The 16,951-nt window shown below is 70.8% G+C and carries 13 protein-coding genes; 2 read left to right on the plus strand and 11 right to left on the minus strand.

Annotated features, from left to right (window positions below):
• Positions 1–76 precede the first annotated feature (76 nt).
• The 4 genes from galK to OG373_RS03715 form a co-directional block, all read right to left on the minus strand.
• Positions 77–1,210, minus strand: a complete 1,134-nt coding sequence (galK, locus tag OG373_RS03700) for a galactokinase (RefSeq protein WP_405435810.1) — start codon at positions 1,208–1,210, stop codon at positions 77–79.
• On the minus strand, positions 1,207–2,166 hold the full coding sequence (gene galE, locus OG373_RS03705) for a UDP-glucose 4-epimerase GalE (protein WP_405435812.1): 960 nt from the start codon (positions 2,164–2,166) through the stop codon (positions 1,207–1,209). The genes galK and galE overlap by 4 nt, the downstream gene beginning before the upstream one ends.
• On the minus strand, positions 2,163–3,212 hold the full coding sequence (galT, locus tag OG373_RS03710) for a galactose-1-phosphate uridylyltransferase (RefSeq protein WP_405435814.1): 1,050 nt from the start codon (positions 3,210–3,212) through the stop codon (positions 2,163–2,165). Before galT ends, galE begins: the two co-directional genes overlap by 4 nt.
• Positions 3,213–3,864: 652 nt before the next feature.
• Entirely contained in the window at positions 3,865–5,310 is a 1,446-nt protein-coding gene (locus OG373_RS03715; protein ID WP_405435815.1) for a serine/threonine-protein kinase, read from the minus strand.
• 314 nt (positions 5,311–5,624) lie between these two features.
• Here OG373_RS03715 and OG373_RS03720 point away from each other — a divergent pair, with 314 nt between their 5' ends.
• Positions 5,625–6,311 carry a response regulator gene (locus tag OG373_RS03720; RefSeq protein ID WP_405443924.1) on the plus strand — a complete coding sequence of 229 codons (687 nt, stop codon included), beginning with the start codon at positions 5,625–5,627 and terminating at the stop codon, positions 6,309–6,311.
• Here the strand turns inward: OG373_RS03720 and OG373_RS03725 are convergent.
• The 5 genes from OG373_RS03725 to OG373_RS03745 all read right to left on the minus strand — a co-directional run bounded on the left by OG373_RS03725 (position 6,293) and on the right by OG373_RS03745 (position 13,358).
• A complete protein-coding gene (locus OG373_RS03725) occupies positions 6,293–7,159 on the minus strand; it encodes a DeoR/GlpR family DNA-binding transcription regulator (protein WP_405435817.1) in 867 nt (288 codons plus the stop codon). The genes OG373_RS03720 and OG373_RS03725 overlap by 19 nt on opposite strands.
• A gap of 349 nt (positions 7,160–7,508) precedes the next feature.
• Positions 7,509–8,540 (minus strand): ABC transporter permease, encoded by a 1,032-nt coding sequence (locus tag OG373_RS03730; RefSeq protein WP_405435819.1) that lies wholly within the window; start codon positions 8,538–8,540, stop codon positions 7,509–7,511.
• Positions 8,537–10,126 (minus strand): sugar ABC transporter ATP-binding protein, encoded by a 1,590-nt coding sequence (locus tag OG373_RS03735; RefSeq protein WP_405435820.1) that lies wholly within the window; start codon positions 10,124–10,126, stop codon positions 8,537–8,539. Before OG373_RS03735 ends, OG373_RS03730 begins: the two co-directional genes overlap by 4 nt.
• Positions 10,127–10,269: 143 nt before the next feature.
• On the minus strand, positions 10,270–11,319 hold the full coding sequence (locus OG373_RS03740; protein WP_405435822.1) for a substrate-binding domain-containing protein: 1,050 nt from the start codon (positions 11,317–11,319) through the stop codon (positions 10,270–10,272).
• A 449-nt stretch (positions 11,320–11,768) separates the two neighbouring features.
• Complete coding sequence (locus OG373_RS03745; RefSeq protein ID WP_328786996.1) at positions 11,769–13,358, minus strand: ricin-type beta-trefoil lectin domain protein; 1,590 nt, start codon at positions 13,356–13,358, stop codon at positions 11,769–11,771.
• Between the two features lie 709 nt (positions 13,359–14,067).
• On the opposite strand from OG373_RS03745, the gene OG373_RS03750 reads away from it, so the two are divergent.
• Positions 14,068–14,961 (plus strand): peptidoglycan-binding protein, encoded by an 894-nt coding sequence (locus OG373_RS03750; protein ID WP_405435824.1) that lies wholly within the window; start codon positions 14,068–14,070, stop codon positions 14,959–14,961.
• Positions 14,962–15,006: 45 nt separating this feature from the next.
• Here the strand turns inward: OG373_RS03750 and dgoD are convergent, their stop codons facing one another.
• Both dgoD and OG373_RS03760 read right to left on the minus strand, forming a co-directional pair.
• Positions 15,007–16,152: a galactonate dehydratase gene (gene dgoD, locus OG373_RS03755; protein WP_405435825.1), complete on the minus strand. Its 1,146-nt coding sequence runs from the start codon at positions 16,150–16,152 to the stop codon at positions 15,007–15,009.
• Positions 16,149–16,901, minus strand: a complete 753-nt coding sequence (locus OG373_RS03760; RefSeq protein ID WP_405435826.1) for an SDR family NAD(P)-dependent oxidoreductase — start codon at positions 16,899–16,901, stop codon at positions 16,149–16,151. Before OG373_RS03760 ends, dgoD begins: the two co-directional genes overlap by 4 nt.
• Between the last annotated feature and the right edge of the window lie 50 nt (positions 16,902–16,951).

Below are 16,951 nucleotides of genomic sequence, written 5' to 3' on the forward strand. Positions count from 1 at the left end.
CGCGTACGCCGCCGAAGTCACGGCATTCCTCACAAACGAACAGTCTACGTCGCAGGGCTCCGGCCTCACCGCGTTCTCACACAATGCGCCGGGCACCGGCGGCCGGGGAGACCGGGAACAGGTGCGGAGCCTGGTACCCGGCCGCACGGAACGCCGTGGTGACAGCGGCGCCGATCGCTTCCACCCGGTCCTCCTCCGCCAGCACGATGACGGACCCGCCGAAACCTCCACCGGTCATGCGCGCCCCGAGAGCTCCGTACGCCAGGGCGGAGTCCACCACGAGGTCGCTCTCCGCGCAGGAGATCCGGAAGTCGTCGCGCAGCGACGCGTGGCCGTCCGTGAGGATCGGTCCCAACGCCGCCAGGTGCCCGGCCCGAAGGCGGACGACGGCGTCGGTGACCCGAGCGTTCTCCGTCACCACGTGCCGGACCAGGGGCACCAGGTGGGCAGGGAGCGCCGCGGCCGCCCGGTGCAGGTCCGCGGGAGTGAGGTCGCGCAGTGCCGCCAGCCCGAGCAGCCGGGCGGCCTGCTCGCACCCGGCCCGCAGAGCCGCGTACGCGCCGTCGCCGAGGTCGTGCTTCACACGGGTGTCGACGACCAGCAGGCTCATCCCCTGTGCCTCCGGGGCGAAGGGGACCTGCTCGTGGGCGCCGGCGCGGATGTCCAGGTGCAGGGCCGCACCGGCGGTGCAACAGGCGGAGGCCAACTGGTCCATGGCCCCGCACGGCACGCCGGCGAAGCCGTTCTCCGCACGCTGGCCGATCAGAGCGAGGGCGGGTGCGCTCAGGCCCAGCTCGTAGAGGTCGTTGTAGGCGAAGGCGACCGCGCACTCCAGCGCGGCGGAGGACGAGAGTCCGGCTCCGGTGGGCACCGTGCTGTCGATGTGGAGGTCGGCGCCCCCGAGCCGGTGCCCGGCCTCGCGCAGCGCCCAGACGACCCCCGCCGGGTAGGCGCCCCATGTGGTGACGGCGCCGGGCGTCAGTCGGTCGACGTGGAGGTCGATGACCGGACCGTCCCCCTGGGCGCTGTGCAGCCGCAACCGGCCGTCCTGGCGCCGCCGCGCCGCGACCAGGGTGTGCTGGGGGATGGCGATGGGCAGTGCGAAGCCGTCGTTGTAGTCCGTGTGCTCGCCGATCAGGTTGACCCGGCCGGGCGCTGCCCAGACCCCTTCCGGGTAGGCGCCGTAGATGCGCCGGAAGGCCTCCTTCATGCGGTCACCTCGCATGCGAAGGTCCAGGCGTCGGCCACGATGGAGTCCAGGTCGGTGCGGCGGGGCCGCCAGCCGAGGCGCTCGCGCGCGCGGTCCGCGGACGCGACCAGTACTGCGGGGTCGCCGGGACGGCGGGGGCGGACGACCTCCGGGATCGTCCGGCCCGTGACCCGTCGCACGGAGTCGATCACTTCCCGGACCGTGAAGCCCTGGCCGTTGCCCAGGTTGCAGATCAGGTGCTCGCCGGGAGGGGCTGCCTGCAGAGCCAGGAGGTGGGCCTCGGCGAGGTCGGCGACGTGGATGTAGTCGCGTACGCAGGTGCCGTCGCGCGTGGGGTAGTCGTCGCCGTGGACCTCGATGTGCGGGCGTCGTCCCATGGCGACCTGGAGGATGAGCGGGATGAGGTGCGTCTCGGGTGCGTGGCGCTCGCCGAGGCCCGCGTGAGCGCCCGCGACGTTGAAGTACCGCAAGGACACCGCGGCCAGCCCGTGGGCGGCGGCCTCGCCGGTGATCAGATGGTCGACGGCGAGTTTGGTCGCGCCGTAGGGGCTGGTGGGTGCTGTCCGGGCGTCCTCCGCGATCGGTACCTGCTCGGGTTCGCCATAGACCGCAGCTGTGGAGGAGAACACCAGAGTGCGCACGTCCGCGTGCCGCATGGCGGCCATCAGCTCCAGCGAACCGGTCACGTTGTTGCGCCAGTACTTGTCCGGGTCCCGTACGGACTCGGCCACCTGTGAGGAAGCGGCGAAGTGCAGGACCGCGGCGTAGTCGGCGGACAGGAGGACGGAGGCATGGCCGAGACCACCCCGGACGAACTCGGCGCCCGCCGGAACGGCTTGGGGCGCGCCGGTCGACAGGTCGTCGAGCACCGTCACGCGATGGCCGGCTGCGAGGAGGTGGGCCACGACCACGCTGCCGATGTAGCCGGCTCCCCCGGTCACGAGGTACCGGCTCATGACGCGACCTCGCGCAGCCGTGCGGCAGCGGCCTCCGGGGACACGTCGTTGACGAAGGAATCCATGCCCGATTCGACCCCCGCGAGGTACTTGAGCTTGCCCGCCGACCTGCGCACGGTGAACAGCTCCAGGTGCAGCGCCAGTTCCTGGCCTCCGGTCTTCGGCGCCTGGTGCCAGGCGGAGATGTAGGGAGTGGGGGCGGTCCGAGCCGGCTCCCCTTCTTGCCGGAACAGCCGGTCGAACCTGCGCAGCAGCTCCAGGTACATCACGGGGAACTCGGCGCGCTCGGCCTCCGTGAGGTGGGTGAGGTCGGGGACGCGGCGATGGGGGTAGACGTGCACCTCGTACGGCCAGCGGGCGGCGTAGGGGACGAACGCCGTCCAGTACTCCCCCGCCAGGACCACGCGCGAGGTGGCGGCCCGGGCCTCGGCCAGCAGGTCCTCGAAGATGTTCCCGCCGGTGACGGACCGGTGCGTGGCGGCGACGGCGATCATCTTGGCGGTCCGCGGCGGGACGAAGGGAAACGCATAGACCTGCCCGTGCGGGTGCGCGAGCGTGACGCCGATCTCCGCGCCGCGGTTCTCGAAGCAGTACACCTGCTCGATGCCGGCGAAGGACGACAGCCGCTCGGTGCGGTCCGTCCAGGCGTCAAGTACGAGCCGGGCGCGGTCCTCGGTCAGATCGGCGAAGCTCGCGCCGTGCTCCGGCGTGAAACACACGACTTCGCAGCGTCCGAAGCGCCCCGCCAGCGAGGGGAAGCGGTTCTCGAACACGGCCACCTCGTAGTCCGCCGCCGGTATCTCGCTGTGGCGCCCGTTCCCCGAGGGGCACAGGGGGCACGCGTCGGTCGGCGGATGGTGGACCCGCCCCTGGCGGTGGGAGGCGATCGTGACCCAGTCCCCGGTCGCCAGATCCAGGCGCAGCTCCGGATGACTGTCGACGGACTCCAGCGCACGCCGGTCGACCGTGTCGCGCTCGGCGCTCTCGTCGAGGTCGAAGTAGATCAGCTCGCGGCCGTCCGCGAGCTTCGTCGAGGTTCTCTTCACGGAAACGTGCCCGTCTCTCGGAGTACGGTACGGCGCTGTCGCGAGCCATACGTCGACAAGAGTAAACAGAAAACAACTAAAGTCAACGCGTGAACGTGTCAGGTGTGCACCCGGCGGCGTGCGCTGCGGGTCGAACCCTTCGCGTGGCGCCGCCGCAGTAGAACGGAAGCGCCGCCTGCGAGGGTTGCGGCACCGCCCACGGCACTCCCGACGACGCCGATCCGACCGGCGCCCCCGTGCGCGATTGCGTCGGTCCGCACCTCGTGTACCGATGCACCGGATGCGGTGTCACCACTGACCTGCGCCTCGCCGGCCCGGGCGGACGGGGAGGTGGATGGCGATCCCGTGGGAGTCGGACCGGTCGACAGCGCCGGGGACGCCGAAGGGGAGGCAGCACCCCGACGAAGAGCAGGACGGTGGTGCAGGCGATGAGGAGACGGGCCGGTCGGCCGGCGGATGACAGCGGTACGGCGTGGGGCACGGGCATGCGTCCTTGCACGAAGGGGGGATGGAAACTTCAGCCGGCGGCGGCAAGACGGACCGGGGCAGGACGGGACGGAGAAGCCGACAAGGCCTCCGGCGGAGACCGCCGGGGCACAGCGGGGAGCCGGACGAGCCGGCAACCACGGTGACGTGCAGCTTGGTTGTGGGCTCAGGTAGGGAGTCGGAGCCCTTCGACGGCCGTGTCGAAGACGGGCCGGTGCCGAGCCCAATCCGCGTCCGGTGCCGAGAAGTAGACGACGTACTGCGTGCCGGCCGCGTCGGCGAAGGCCACCTCGACCGCCCGGAACGTGCGCAGCTTGCCGTTGAAGGTGAACTCCCAGTACCCGGCCGGCCTGCCGTGGACGGTGCTCGTCGTCATCCGTACGCGCTCGTAGCCGGGATTGTCACGGCGCGTCTGCTCCTCCTCGGTCGTGCGCCAGTGTTCCAGCGGGTCGGCGCCCGCGAACGCGTCGGCCTTGACGCGCAGCCCGAGGAGACCCGACGGGTCGACGAAGGCGACTTCGCCTCCCGCCAGCTCGTCGCGTGTCCAGCCGGTGGGCACCGGCAGGGTCACCCCGCCGCCGCCGTCCTCGAGGCGGTAGCCGTCGGGGGACGACGGCACTGCCGTACTTCCCTGACCGCCCGAACGGGGGTCGGACTCGTCGCCGAAGAGCGCGCCGGACCAGAGCAGTGCTGCGGTCATCGCACACGCCACAGCTGTGACCGCCGCGCCGGACCACAGGAGGCCCCGGCGTACGCGCGGGGTGGCGCGGGCGCCGCGGGAGAGCCGGGTGGACGACGGGCCGCGCGCGGCGGTCTCGCCCTCCGCCGCGAGGCGCAGGAGTCGTTCCGCCTCGGTCAGGCCGGTCCGCTGCTCCGGCTCCTTCACGAGCAGCCCGTCGATCAGGGGCACGAGGGGGCTCCCGCCGGCCGGCCGCGCGTGCGGGTCGCTGACGACGGCGTACGCCGTCTCGATCGGAGATCCCCGGTCGAAGGGATGGCTGCCCTCGACGGCCCGGTACAGCGTGACGCCGAGGGACCACAGGTCGCCGGCTGCCCCGGCGTCGCCGCCGCGCAGTCGTTCCGGAGCGAGGTAGGCGAGGGAGCCGACCAGTTCGCCGGTCCGGGTGAGCGTCTCGGTGCCGCTCACGGCGGCGATGCCGAAGTCGGTGAGGACGATCCGGCCGTCCCGTCCCAGCAGGATGTTGGCCGGCTTGACGTCGCGGTGCAGCACACCCATGTCGTGGGCCGCGCGCAGCGCCGCGACGACGGCCAGGCCGATCCGGGCGGCCTCGGCCGTCGGGAGCGCACCCCGCTGCTCCAGCGCTTCCTCCAGGGTGATCGAGGGAACGTACTCCATCACGATGCACGGCAGGCCCTCGTCCTCGACCACGTCGTGCACCACGATCACCTGGGGGTGGGTGATCCGGGCCGCGCTGCGCGCCTCGCGGCGCGTGCGTTCGTGGAGCGTGCGGACCGTGTCGTCCGGGACGTGCGGGGGGACGTGAAGCTTCTTCACCGCCACCTGTCGTCCGAGGAGCTCGTCCTCGGCGCGCCACACGGTTCCCATGCCGCCGCGGCCGACTCGCTGCACCAACCGGTAGCGGCCGGCCACAAGCCGTCCTTCTTCCGACACTGTCGCCGTTCCCCCCTTCCAGCTGCTCGACCGTACGGCGGACCATAACGCCACCCCGCATATGCGGCCAAGAGGTGCCGGCGAATACATTGCACCGCTGCCCGGCGCCTCAAGAGGCGGGCAGCCTAATCTTTTTCCAGGGCCCTCCCCCACCACAATTACTTGACACCTGTCTGATGCATTGTCAAACTTGCGACACCCCGTCACATGAGCGCAGAAATGCCGTTTTGGTTCTGAATGATTTCGGGGTGCCGGCGCGCATGGCGGCGGATGAATACGGGCGAAGGCGGACGATGGGCGGGGCCACGACGATACTGCTGGTCGAGGCCGACGGACTGTCGCGCGAGGCCACATCGCTCGCTCTCCGGCGCTACGGGTACGAGGTGCAGGCGGCCGTCGACGGCGACGAGGGGCTGGCCCTCTTCAGGGAACTGCGCCCTGACGTCGCCGTCGTGGATGTGGTCCTGCCCGGCCTCGACGGGGTCAGCCTGCTGCAGCGCATCCGCGCGGAGAGCCGTACCCCGGTGCTGCTGATCTCCGCCCGGACCGATCCGGTGGACGTCGTACTGGGTCTTGAGGCGGGCGCCGACGACTACGTCACGAAGCCCCTGGACATTCCGGTCCTCGTGGCGCGGATCCGGTGCGCGCTGCGTCGCGCCGCCGGTTGCACGGCGGCCGCGACGTCCTCCTGGACGTCGGCAACGGAATTCGGTGACCTGCGGATCGACCCGGCAGGCCTGACGGTGCGGCGGGCCGGCCGCCTGCTCGACCTCACTCCCACCGAGCTCAAACTCGTCCTCGCGTTCGCAGCACAACCCGGCGTGGTCCTGTCACGATCCGCGCTGCTGGAGCAGGTGTGGGACGCCCCCTGGAGCGGCGACGACAGGATCGTCGACGTGCACGTGCAGCGATTACGTCACAAGATCGGCCGGGAGCGCATCGTCACCGTCCGCGGTTTCGGCTACCGCTTCGAGCCCTGACGGGCGGTGTCACCGGCCGCGGGTGCGCCGCTCGGCTCTCGCGCCCCCGCGGTGTCCGCCAGGATCAGCCGGCCGACCTGTTCGCCGAGGACGGTGCGGGCCTGCTCGGCGAGTCCGTCGTCGGACACGAAGTAGTCGATCTCGGACAGGTCGGCGAACCGGCTCAGCCCGACGACGCCCCACTTGCTGTGATCGGCCACGACAGCCAGCCGGGTCGCGGCGGAGATCAGGGTGCGGTTGGTCTCCGCCTCCGCGAGGTTCGGGGTGGTCACCCCGGCGCGCTCGGACACGCCGTGCGCGCCGACGATGAGGAGGTCGACCTGGAGGGAGCGGATCGCCTGGTCCGCCAGCGGCCCGACCAGGGAGGCGGACTTGGTGGGGGCGCCGCCCGTGACCAGCAGGGTCGGGGCCGCGGAGCCGTCCTCTCTCCCGAACGACCGCAGCAGCTCCGCGACCGGCAGGGAATTGGTCACCACGGTCAGGCCCGCAATGTCGCGCAGACGGTGGGCGACGGCGTACGTCGTCGTACCCCCGGAAATCGCCACGACGCTTCCGGGCTGCACCAGTTGGGCGGCCGCTTCGGCGACCGCGGCCTTGGCCGCAGACTTGAGCGTGGACTTGGTCTCGAAGCCGGGCTCGTCGGCCGTGGTGCCGGAGGTACTCACCGCCCCGCCATGCACCTTCTCGACCGATCCGGCCCTCGCGAGCACGTCCAGGTCCCGGCGGATGGTCATGTCGGACACCCCGAGCTGCTCCACGAGCGCGGCAACGCGCACCGCCCCCTTGCGGCGCACCGTATCGAGGATCACTTCTCGCCGCTGCGCCGCCAGCGGTGCCGACTCCGTCACATTCCCACCCAATGATCTCTAGCGAATTCCAGACAGAGATCAATTGTACACTGCATCCAATAAGGCGGGGCAAGGGGTTCACAGTACCTTCGCCGAACCTTCGTACCGGAGGGAGGATTTGCCGGGATGCGTATCCGATCGACCGGTCCTGGTGACCGTCCCCGCTCTTTTGCCCGCGCGAGCTCATGACGAATAGCGGCGGCGCGTATCGAAAGGCGCGTCCCCGATCTCCCGCCCTCCGCGTGATTGATCGCGTTTCAGGCCGGAGAAACGGTCGCAGCCCGGTGAGGCCCGCCCCTTCTGGGGCGGGCCTCACCGTACCGGGCGCACGGCCGTCGTGCGCGCCGCGTCAGTGGGGCAGGCCGACGGCTCGTTCGCCGCTGCGGCGCTGCTGGATGACGACGGCGGCGACGAGGAGGGCGCCCTGGGCGACGTTCTGCCAGAAGGTGTTGATGCCCTCGACGGTCAGGCCGTTCTCCAGCGCGCCGAGCAGCGCCACCGCCAGGAGCGTGCCGCCGATGCCGCCCTTGCCGCCCTTGAGCGCGCAGCCACCCAGTGCCGCCGCCGTGATGGCCTTGAGTTCGAGGCCCTCACTTCCCGAGACGGGCTGTCCCGATCCGGTCCGCGCGGTCAGGAGGATGCCCGCGACCGCCGCGACCACGCCGATGAGCGCGTAGACGGCCACCAGGTACTTGTTGATGTTGATGCCCGCCAGGCGTGCGGCGGTGTCGTTGCCGCCGATGGCATAGATGTTGCGGCCGATGTCCGTGTACTTCAGCATGACGTGCACCGCCAGCGCCACGACGACCAGGATCCAGATCATCACCGGCACCCCGGCGATCTTCCCCCGGCCAAGGAAGACGAAGAGCGGGTCGTTGAGGACGTAGCCCTGCGCGCGGCCGTCGGAGACGAGCTGGGCCACGCCCTTGTAGGCGGCCAGGCCCGCGAGCGTCGCGATGGTGGGGTTGACCCGGCCGTAGACGATGGCGACGCCGTTGACCACGCCGACGAGGATGCCGATGCCGATCGCGGCGGCCATACCGAGGTAGGGGTTGGATCCGCCGGACGTGAAGACCATGGCGCTCACGACCGAGGCCAGGCCTGCCTGGGAGCCGACGGATATGTCGAGGCCGCCGCAGATGATCACGACCGTCTGGACGATGGCGAGCAGCCCCGTGATCGTCACCGCCTCGCCGATGACCTGAATGTTGGCGAGGCTGAGGTAGTTGTCGTTGAGGAACCCGAACAGGGCCAGGACGAGGACGAGGGCGCCGATCAGGCTGAGGTTCTGCCCGCCCAGCGAGGAGAGCAGGGCTCCCCCGGTCTTCCGCGCCGGAGCGGGGAGGTTCTCGGTGGTGGCCGGCGTCTGGGTGGTGGTCATCGAGCGTCTCCATCGGCGGAGTCGGTGTGCGGTCGGTCGGATGCGACGGGGGCGAGGTCGTCTGCCATGGCGAGGTTGAGGATGGCTTCCTCGGTGGCTTCCGAGCGGCCCAGTTCGCCGGTGATGCGACCGTTCTGCATCACGACGATCCGGTCGGCGAGCCCCAGGACCTCGGGGAGTTCGGAGGAGATCACCAGCAGGGCGACCCCCTCCCGGGCGAGGTCGGCGATGATGCGGTAGATCTCGGCCTTGGCACCGATGTCGATCCCGCGCGTCGGCTCGTCCAGGATCAGGACTTTGGGCTTGCGCAGCAGCCAGCGGGCGAGCACGACCTTCTGCTGGTTGCCGCCGGACAGTTTGCGCACTTCGTGCTCGATCGAGGGGGTGCGCACGCGGAGCCTGTCGGAGAAGTCCTGCGCCACCGCCTTCTCCTGGCGGCTCTGGACGAAGCGCCAGCGGCGCAGCCGGTCCAGGCTGACCAGGGAAGTGTTGTCCCGGATGGAGCGGTGGAGGAACAGCGCCTGGGCCTTGCGCTCCTCGGGGGCGAGCCCGATGCTCGCGCGGATCGCGTCCCGGGGGCTGCGCAGACGCAGGGGGCGACCGTTCACGGAGACACGACCCGAACGGATGGGCCGGTCGCCGGCGAGGGCGAGGGCCAACTCGGACCGCCCGGCTCCCATGAGCCCGGCCAGGGCGACCACCTCGCCGGAACGGACGTGGAGGTCGATATCGCTGACGTCGTCCGTGGTGACGCCCTCCAGCTGCAGGACCACCTCGTCGCGGGCGACGTCCTGCCGCACGAACAGAGAGGACAGGTCGCGGCCCACCATCAGGCGGACGACCTCACCCTCGTTGGTGTCGCGGGCCTCCAGCACGCCGGCGACCGTGCCGTCGCGCAGGACGGCGATGCGGTCGGCGAGGCGGAAGATCTCCTTCATGCGGTGGGAGACGTAGATGACGGCGATGCCCTGCTGCCGGAGCCGGTCGATCAGGCCGAAAAGGGCTTCGACCTCGTTCTCGGAGAGGGAGGAGGTGGGCTCGTCGAAGGCGATGACCTTGGCCTCGCCGGTCAGTGCCCGCAGGATCTCCACCAACTGGCGTTGTGCGGGGGTGAGTTCGGATCCCAGTTGATCGGGGTGGATGACCTTCTCGAATCCGAGCCGGGCCAGGTCCGCGGTGATGCGGCGGCGCAGCTCCGCCCGGTCGAGGCGGCGCAGGGCGGTGCGCGGCAGGGCCCCCGCGTACACGTTCTCGGCGACCGAGACGTGCGGGATGATCTCGGGCTCCTGCGGGATGATGCGGATCCCGGCCTTGTGGGCGTCGTGCGGTGACGACAGGGTCCGCGGGCGCCCGTCCCAGAGGATGCTCCCCTCGGTGGGCTGGTGGTCACCGGTGAGGATCTTCAGCAGGGTCGACTTGCCGGCGCCGTTCTCCCCCATGAGGGCGGTCACCCGACCCCGGGGGAAGGCGAGCGTGACGCCGCTGAGCGCCTGTACCGCACCGAACCGTTTGGTGATGTTCTCGACGGAGATCTCTTCACCGGGATCATGGGCGGGGGCGGGTGGCTCTGTACCGGCTGTGGTCATGGGGGCCTCGCAAGCTGGGGTTACGTGGGGCGTTCGTGCCGGCGACGCTGCTGGGCGGCGGCGGCGGTGGTGGTGGTCTGGACGGGTGGCGGGTACGGCCGCCGCTGCGGCGGGCCGTACCCGTCCTGGCCGCGGGCGCGGGCTCAGCCGCAGGTGACTCCCGCGTCCTTCCAGTTGGAGGCGTCGACCATCTTGGTCGGGGCGAAGGCCTCCTTCGGGAAGTCCTTGCCGTTCTTGAGCTTGTCGAAGATGGTCTGCACCGCCAGGGCGCCGACGTCCCGGCCGTTGATGAAGAGCGCGGCCTTCATCCCGGACGGCTTGCCGGAGCTCCAGTTCTTGCAGGCGAGGTAGGCGCCGAGGCCGACGCCGATCACGTTGTCGGCCGTGAAGCCGGCGTTCTCCAGGGCGGTGACCCCGCCCTGGACGTTCTCGTCGTTGCAGCCCCAGACCACCCAGTGCTTCACGGAGGCGTTGGCGGTGATCGTCGCGGCGATCTTGTCCTGCGCGCCCGTCGGGGAGTTGTCCGTCGGCACGTCGATGTTCTGCACCGGCGCGCCCGCGGCCTCCGCGAACGCCTTCTTCGAGGCGTTGACACGGTCGGTGCACACGGTGACGTCCTGCTTCCAGGCCGATATGGTCCGCGTCTCCGCCGGGTTCCAGCCGGCCTTCTTGAACTCCTCGGCGGCCCGCTTGCCGACCTCGCCGCCCATCTGCTCACCGCTGAAGCCGATGCGGGGCACCAGGTCGTCGGCGCCGCAGGCGGAGGGGTCCGGGCCGGTGCTGCAGATCTGGTCGTCCGAGGTCAGGAGGGCCACCTTGCCGGTCTTCGCCAGCTGTACGACCTGCGGGCCCACGGCCGGGTCGGGAACGACCACGATCAGCCCGTTGCTCTTCTGCGAGATGGCCGCCTGGGCCTCGCTCACCGTCTTGTTCGCGTCGTTGCCCAGGTTCACCACCTTCAGGTCGATACCGAGCTCACTCGCCTTCGCCTTCGCGCCGGCGGCCTCGCCGATGAAGTACTCCTGGTCGCCCTGCTTCTGCAGATAGGTCAGGGAGATCTTCCCGTCGACCTTGCCGACGTCCGCGGTGCCGCCCGTCGTCTCCTGACCGCTGGAACACGAGGACAGGACGAGCATCGTGGCCAGGCCCAGGGCCGCGGCCGCTACCGGACGGCGGTGGTGGTGAGTGAGCATGTCGATCCCTTTGCTTGAACGGGTCGCACCGGGCGACCAGTGGGGCACGTGCGATGGGGTGGGGGTCCGGCCGCCGTCGTGAGCGCCGCCCGGGGCTACAGGTCCCTGGAGACTCGCAGGGAGAGGAGTCCGGCCTCGGCCGACGAGTCCCCGGCGGGGGAGCCCTCACTGGGGAATCCGCCACAGTCGGCCGTTTTCAAACTTGATGCAACAGAGAAAAGCGCCGTTTCCGCCATAAGTCAACAGTGTGAACCGAGGGTTTCGGATTGATGCACCCCTGTGACCTCCAGGGATGCCACAGCGCAGCGGGGCCTCCTCAACAGCGGCCCGCCGGGCGAGACCATCAAAGGTGCAGGGCGGGAGGCCGCCCGGCGCAGCCCGCCGCAGGCCTGGACCAGGACGGGCCCCGCTCTGTTGATTCCTATCGGAACATGTCTGAATCTGTTTGACTAATGGCTCGAGGGTGATTGCCCGGTGGGCTCGTTCCAGCGCTGCTCGGCCGCCGGGCCCGTGCGGCCGAAGGTGACGGGTGCTCCGGGCTCACCACTCCCGGACGTCACGGCGTAGCCGGGTGCGATCCGAGGCTTGATGCGTCCTGTCGCATCGGTGGAGAACACCAGGTTGTTCCCCTCGGCCCCGCCGATTGCCGAGCACGACCAGATGCCCACGCCGTCCCCCGCGGAACCACGTGCGTCCATGCAGTAGCTCGGATTGGCGGCATTGCGAAGGAGTCCCCTTTCGTCCAGGCGCCACTGCTGGACCGGCGCTCCGGCACGGCAGCGTGCGGTGATCACGTCGACACCGTTGGCAAAGGTGCCGCCGCGGACGTCCAGGCACAGACCGGTGGCGGAATTGACGGCCGGAACGAACGACGAGGCCCTGAAGGGTTGAACAGGATCGGCCGTCGCAGCCTCCGTGCCCGGTGTGGGGCTGGGCGTGGGCCCGTCACTGGGCGACGGGCCCGTCGCGGACGGCGACGCGCTGGGGGAACGAGTGGGTGAGGCGGATGCGGAGGGCCGCGACCTGCTCGCCGACGGGGCCGGCGCCCCCGCGCCGGCCTCGACGTGCACTCGCGGTGGCTGCCCCTGAGCCGTGGCGGGCGCTTCGGGCCCCCAGGCCGTCGGGACGACGACGGCCAGCGCCGTCGTCGTGATCAGGGCCGCCGCGACAGCCAGGGAAATCCGCCCGGCCGGCCTCCGTACGAAGAAGGACGGTTTCCGGTCGCCAGCGGTCGGCTCCGACCCGCCCGTGACCCCCGTCGCGGTCATGACCGGGAGGGACAGCGTGTCCTCGGTGTCCGAGTCCTGGTCCGTACGGGTCGCCGCGGAGAGGTAGAGCGGGCCGGCAGGACCCAGCAGGGAGCCGGCCAGCAACGGGCCAGGGGTGTCGCAGAGGGCGACCAGGCCACGCAGAGCGGCCGCGCACCCGGGGCATCCGTCGACATGGCGCGTCAGGTCGGGGTTCTCCCGCACGTCGGCGCGCCCCGCGGCGGCGTCCAGCATGCGTGCGTACGCGGGACAGTGCGGGGTCGGTCGCGCCTGAAGGTGGACGCGCAGGAAGGCGTCACGGCACGCGACCAATGCCCGGTGAGCCAGGTCCGGTACGACCTCGGGCCGATCGCCGGTGATCGTCGCGACATCCTCGTCCGGCTCCCTTTCGACCACGGAGTGCCACAGGACGGACTGCGTGCGCGGCGACAGGGTGACGAATCCCTTGCGGACGAACGACTGGAGCCCCGGGTCCAGCGGAACGGATCCCGCCCCGGAGGGCCCGGGCGGTGCGGGGGATGCGGACGCGGACACCAGCGCCAGCAACGCCAGGCGAGGGGGCTGGTCCAGGGCGTCGGTCGTGGCGGCCAGCCGGTCGAGGAACTGCTCCGTCGCGCGGTCCGCGGCGCGCCGGGCCGCCAGCAGGTCGCCGCAGACCGTTCGCGCGAAGGCGGAGACCCTCGGGCCATGGCGTCCGCGCAACTCGGTCTCGGCCGACGGGGCGGCCGGGTCCGCGGTGCGGATGGTGTCACACAGTTGTTGGTCGGTCATTCGACCCACAGCAGAGGGATGGTTCGTCGACACGTGGGACATCCTGGGTGGGAGGGAAAGTCGCCCTATTGTTCAGGACACGACATGCCCGTCGATAGTTCTTTCCAGCGAGAATTCCAGAAACGTCCTCGAAAATGCGGACGTGTTTTAATCCGGGCAGGGCGAGCCACCGGAATTCTCCCTGCACGGAGAGGTCCGGTCTCGATTTCGCCCACCGTCGGCGGATAGCGCACGGTCGCCACCGGGGAGAGCCCTCCGGTCGGCGCGCCTCGACAAGGGCAGCCGCAACACCCTTGCACCGAACAGAATCAGACACACGCGCAAGGAAGTCAACACCGAAGATCTTGCACGATCGGCCCCGGTACCCGCCGATCACCCAAGGCGGACATAGGAGGTGCCGACCCGCCCTATTGACAGAAGTTCGAACAGTTCAAGACATCGGCACGGCGTGCACTTCCAGGGAGAGGGCCCTGGGCAGCACCGGGTCGGACGTTTAGCCGATCGTTATCAACTGGGCCCCGACTGGACTGGATTCAAGAGCTCCGCACGCAGTAGATTCACCGTTCACTCCCTCCTTCACCCCACGGTTGTCCCGCAGCGGACGACCATCAGGACACCCTCGACATACGGGCCCGGCAATTCAAGAGCGGTACGACGTGGCACGCCGAGGGCCCATTCTGCATTAACCGGAACAGCCGACTGGAGTTTGGTGAGCACCCCTTTCTGCCCCCGATGCGGTGACCTCTTGCGCTGCGCCTGCGGCATCGCGCACCACGACGCGAGCGCAGGCCGGACCGCTGCCCCGGCACAGTTCGACCGCGACTGGGTCAGGCCGTACATCGCCCCGCACGAGCCCGCGCCGGGGGGCGCACCGAGCACCATGGACACCGCCACGGTGTCGTGGGTCGCGGCGCAGGCCGCGTACGAGAGCGGCCCACCGCCCGGCGGTGACGTCGGCCAGCCCATTGTCATGAGCAGGCCGGCGGGTCACCGGGCGCACCGGCCCGCGAAGCAGCGTCGGCCGCTGCGCGTCACCGCGGCCCTGGCCACCCTGATCGGCTCCGCGGCCATCGCGGGTACGTACGCCTTCGCCCGGAGCCAGGACAGCGGGGAGGCGACGGCGCAGGCCCCCGCGAGCCGGCTCGACGTACTCGACGGGGAGGACGAACCGGGCACGTCGCCCGAGGCGTCCCGGTCCCCCGGACCGCTCCCGAGCCCTCCCCGGCGCACCCCGCCGACGACCGGGAACAGCCCGGCGCGTACACCGTCCGCGCCCGCCATGGGCACATCCGCCGGTGCTTACGCAGCACCGGCCGCCGGACAGCAATCCGGCAGTCCGAGCACCGTGCCGCCCTCCCCCGCGCCGCCGACGGCGCCCGTGGACAAGCCGACGCTGCGCCGGCACGACACGGGCCCCCAGGTCGTCGATCTGCAGCGGCGCCTCGGGCAGCTGGGGTTGTGGGCCCTGCCCCAGCGGGGCCGTTTCGACCGGCACCTCGACAACGCGGTGCGGTATTTCCAGGCGGAGTACGGCGTCCGTGGCGACCCGCAGGGGGTCTACGGCCCGGCCACTCGGCGGCGGCTGGAGTCCTTGACCTCCTGACGCCGGGCCCGCTGCCGTGCCCGTACCGCGCGGGGGCGCAACGCGTCACCATTCGGCGAGGGAGCCGTCGCCCCGTCGCCACACCGGGTTGCGCCAGCGATGGCCCGTCTCGGCGGCGCGTTCGACGGCCTTCTCGTCGACGTCGATGCCCAGCCCCGGTGCGGTGAGCAGGGCGACGTGGCCATCCTCGTAGCGGAAGACGGACCGGTCGGTGAGGTAGTCCAGCAGGTCCGACCCGGCGTTGTAGTGGATCCCGAGGCTCTGCTCCTGGATCAGCAGGTTGGGTGTCGCGAAGCCAACCTGGAGGCAGGCGGCCAGCGCGATCGGGCCGAGCGGGCAGTGCGGCGCCAGGGAAACGTCGTGGGCCTCCGCCATCGCCGCGATGCGCCGCACCTCCGAGATCCCACCGGCGTGCGAGAGGTCGGGCTGGGCCACGGCGATCCCCTGCTGGAGCACCGGCTTGAAGTCCCACCGGGAGTAGAGCCGTTCTCCGGTGGCGATGGGGATGCTGGTGGAGCGCACGACCTCGCCGATGTGGGCGCTCATCTCGGGAACCACCGGTTCCTCGACGAAGAACGGCAGGTACGGCTCCAGGAGGGGAAGCACCCGCCGCGTCATGGGGAGCGTGAGGCGGCCGTGGAAGTCCACGGCGATGTCGAAACCGTCGCCGACCTCCGCGCGGACGCTCTCCACCCGTTCGACGATGTCGCGGACGGCCCGCGGCGTATCGATCAGTTCCAGCTGGGGCGAGGCGTTCATCTTGATGGCCGTGAAGCCCTCGGCCTTGCGGGCGGCGGCCTGCTGCGCGACGTCGGTCGGCCGGTCGCCGCCGATCCAGCTGTACACCCGTGCCCGGTCGCGGACGTTGCCGCCGAGCAGCTGCCACACCGGCACGCCCAGCGCCTTGCCCGCGATGTCCCACAGTGCCTGATCGATGCCGGCGACCGCGCTGGACAGGACGGGGCCGCCGCGGTAGAAGCCGCCCTTGGTCAGGACCTGCCAGTGGTCCTCGATACGCATCGGGTCCTGGCCCACGAGGTAGTCGGACAGTTCCTCGACGGCGGCCGCGACGGTGTGCGCACGGCCCTCGACGACCGGCTCGCCCCAGCCCGTGATGCCCTCGTCGGTGTCCACGCGCAGAAAGCACCAGCGGGGGGCGACCAGGTAGGTCCGCAGGGAGGTGATCTTCACTTGGACTCCTTCTTCACGGCCCAGCCGCCGTCCACGGTCAGGTTCGTGCCGGTGATGTACGAGGCGTCGTCGGACGCGAGGAAGGCGACGGCGGCAGCCACTTCGTCGGGGTGGCCCAGCCGTCCCAGAGCTGTGGCACGGGCGGAGAGCTGGCGGCCCTCCTCGTCCACGTCCTGCCAGTTCTCGGTGAGGATGGGACCGGGCAGTACGGAGTTGAACCGCACCTCCGGCCCGTACTCGACCGCGAGCTGGCGGACGAGCGCGCACATGCCTCCCTTCGCCGCGGCGTAGGCCGGATAGCCCGGCAGGCTGCACAGCGCGTGCACGCTGGACGTGGCGACGAAGGAGCCGCGGGCGGCGCGCAGGTCGTCGAGGAAGGTCCGTACGGCCAGGTAGGGCGCCTTGAGGTTGACGGCCATGTCACGGTCCCAGTCGCTGCCGGGCAGTTCGTGGGCGGGCGCGGGCGTGTGGGTGAAGGCGTTGCTGTGCACGATGGCCACCGGGCCGAACAGCATGTGCGTGCGGACCTTCAGGCTGCGCCACTGCGCTTCGGAAGACACGTCGCACGGCACGAACTCCGCGAGTCCGCCGTCGTCGCGGATCTTCCGCGCGAGTGCGGTGCCCGCTGCCTCGTCTATGTCGGCGAGGACGACGGCGGCCCCTTCGGCGGCCAGACGTACGGCGCTGGCGGCGCCGATGCCGGACGAGGCGCCGGTGACGACGGCGGTTCGCCCTGTGAATCGGTTCATGGCTGGTCTTTCGTGGGTGGAGTGGGTGGAGTGGGTGGGGGTGGCGTCGA

The sequence above is a fragment of the Streptomyces avidinii genome, from assembly GCF_045161815.1.
Lineage (GTDB): Bacteria > Actinomycetota > Actinomycetes > Streptomycetales > Streptomycetaceae > Streptomyces > Streptomyces avidinii.

Coding starts and splice junctions, on each gene's coding strand:
- galK (WP_405435810.1), bottom strand. CDS start 1,210: ATGAAGGAGGCCTTCCGGCGCATCTACGGCGCCTACCCGGAAGGGGTC.
- galE (WP_405435812.1), bottom strand. CDS start 2,166: ATGAGCCGGTACCTCGTGACCGGGGGAGCCGGCTACATCGGCAGCGTG.
- OG373_RS03720 (WP_405443924.1), top strand. CDS start 5,625: ATGGGCGGGGCCACGACGATACTGCTGGTCGAGGCCGACGGACTGTCG.
- OG373_RS03730 (WP_405435819.1), bottom strand. CDS start 8,540: ATGACCACCACCCAGACGCCGGCCACCACCGAGAACCTCCCCGCTCCG.
- OG373_RS03735 (WP_405435820.1), bottom strand. CDS start 10,126: ATGACCACAGCCGGTACAGAGCCACCCGCCCCCGCCCATGATCCCGGT.
- OG373_RS03740 (WP_405435822.1), bottom strand. CDS start 11,319: ATGCTCACTCACCACCACCGCCGTCCGGTAGCGGCCGCGGCCCTGGGC.
- OG373_RS03745 (WP_328786996.1), bottom strand. CDS start 13,358: ATGACCGACCAACAACTGTGTGACACCATCCGCACCGCGGACCCGGCC.
- OG373_RS03760 (WP_405435826.1), bottom strand. CDS start 16,901: ATGAACCGATTCACAGGGCGAACCGCCGTCGTCACCGGCGCCTCGTCC.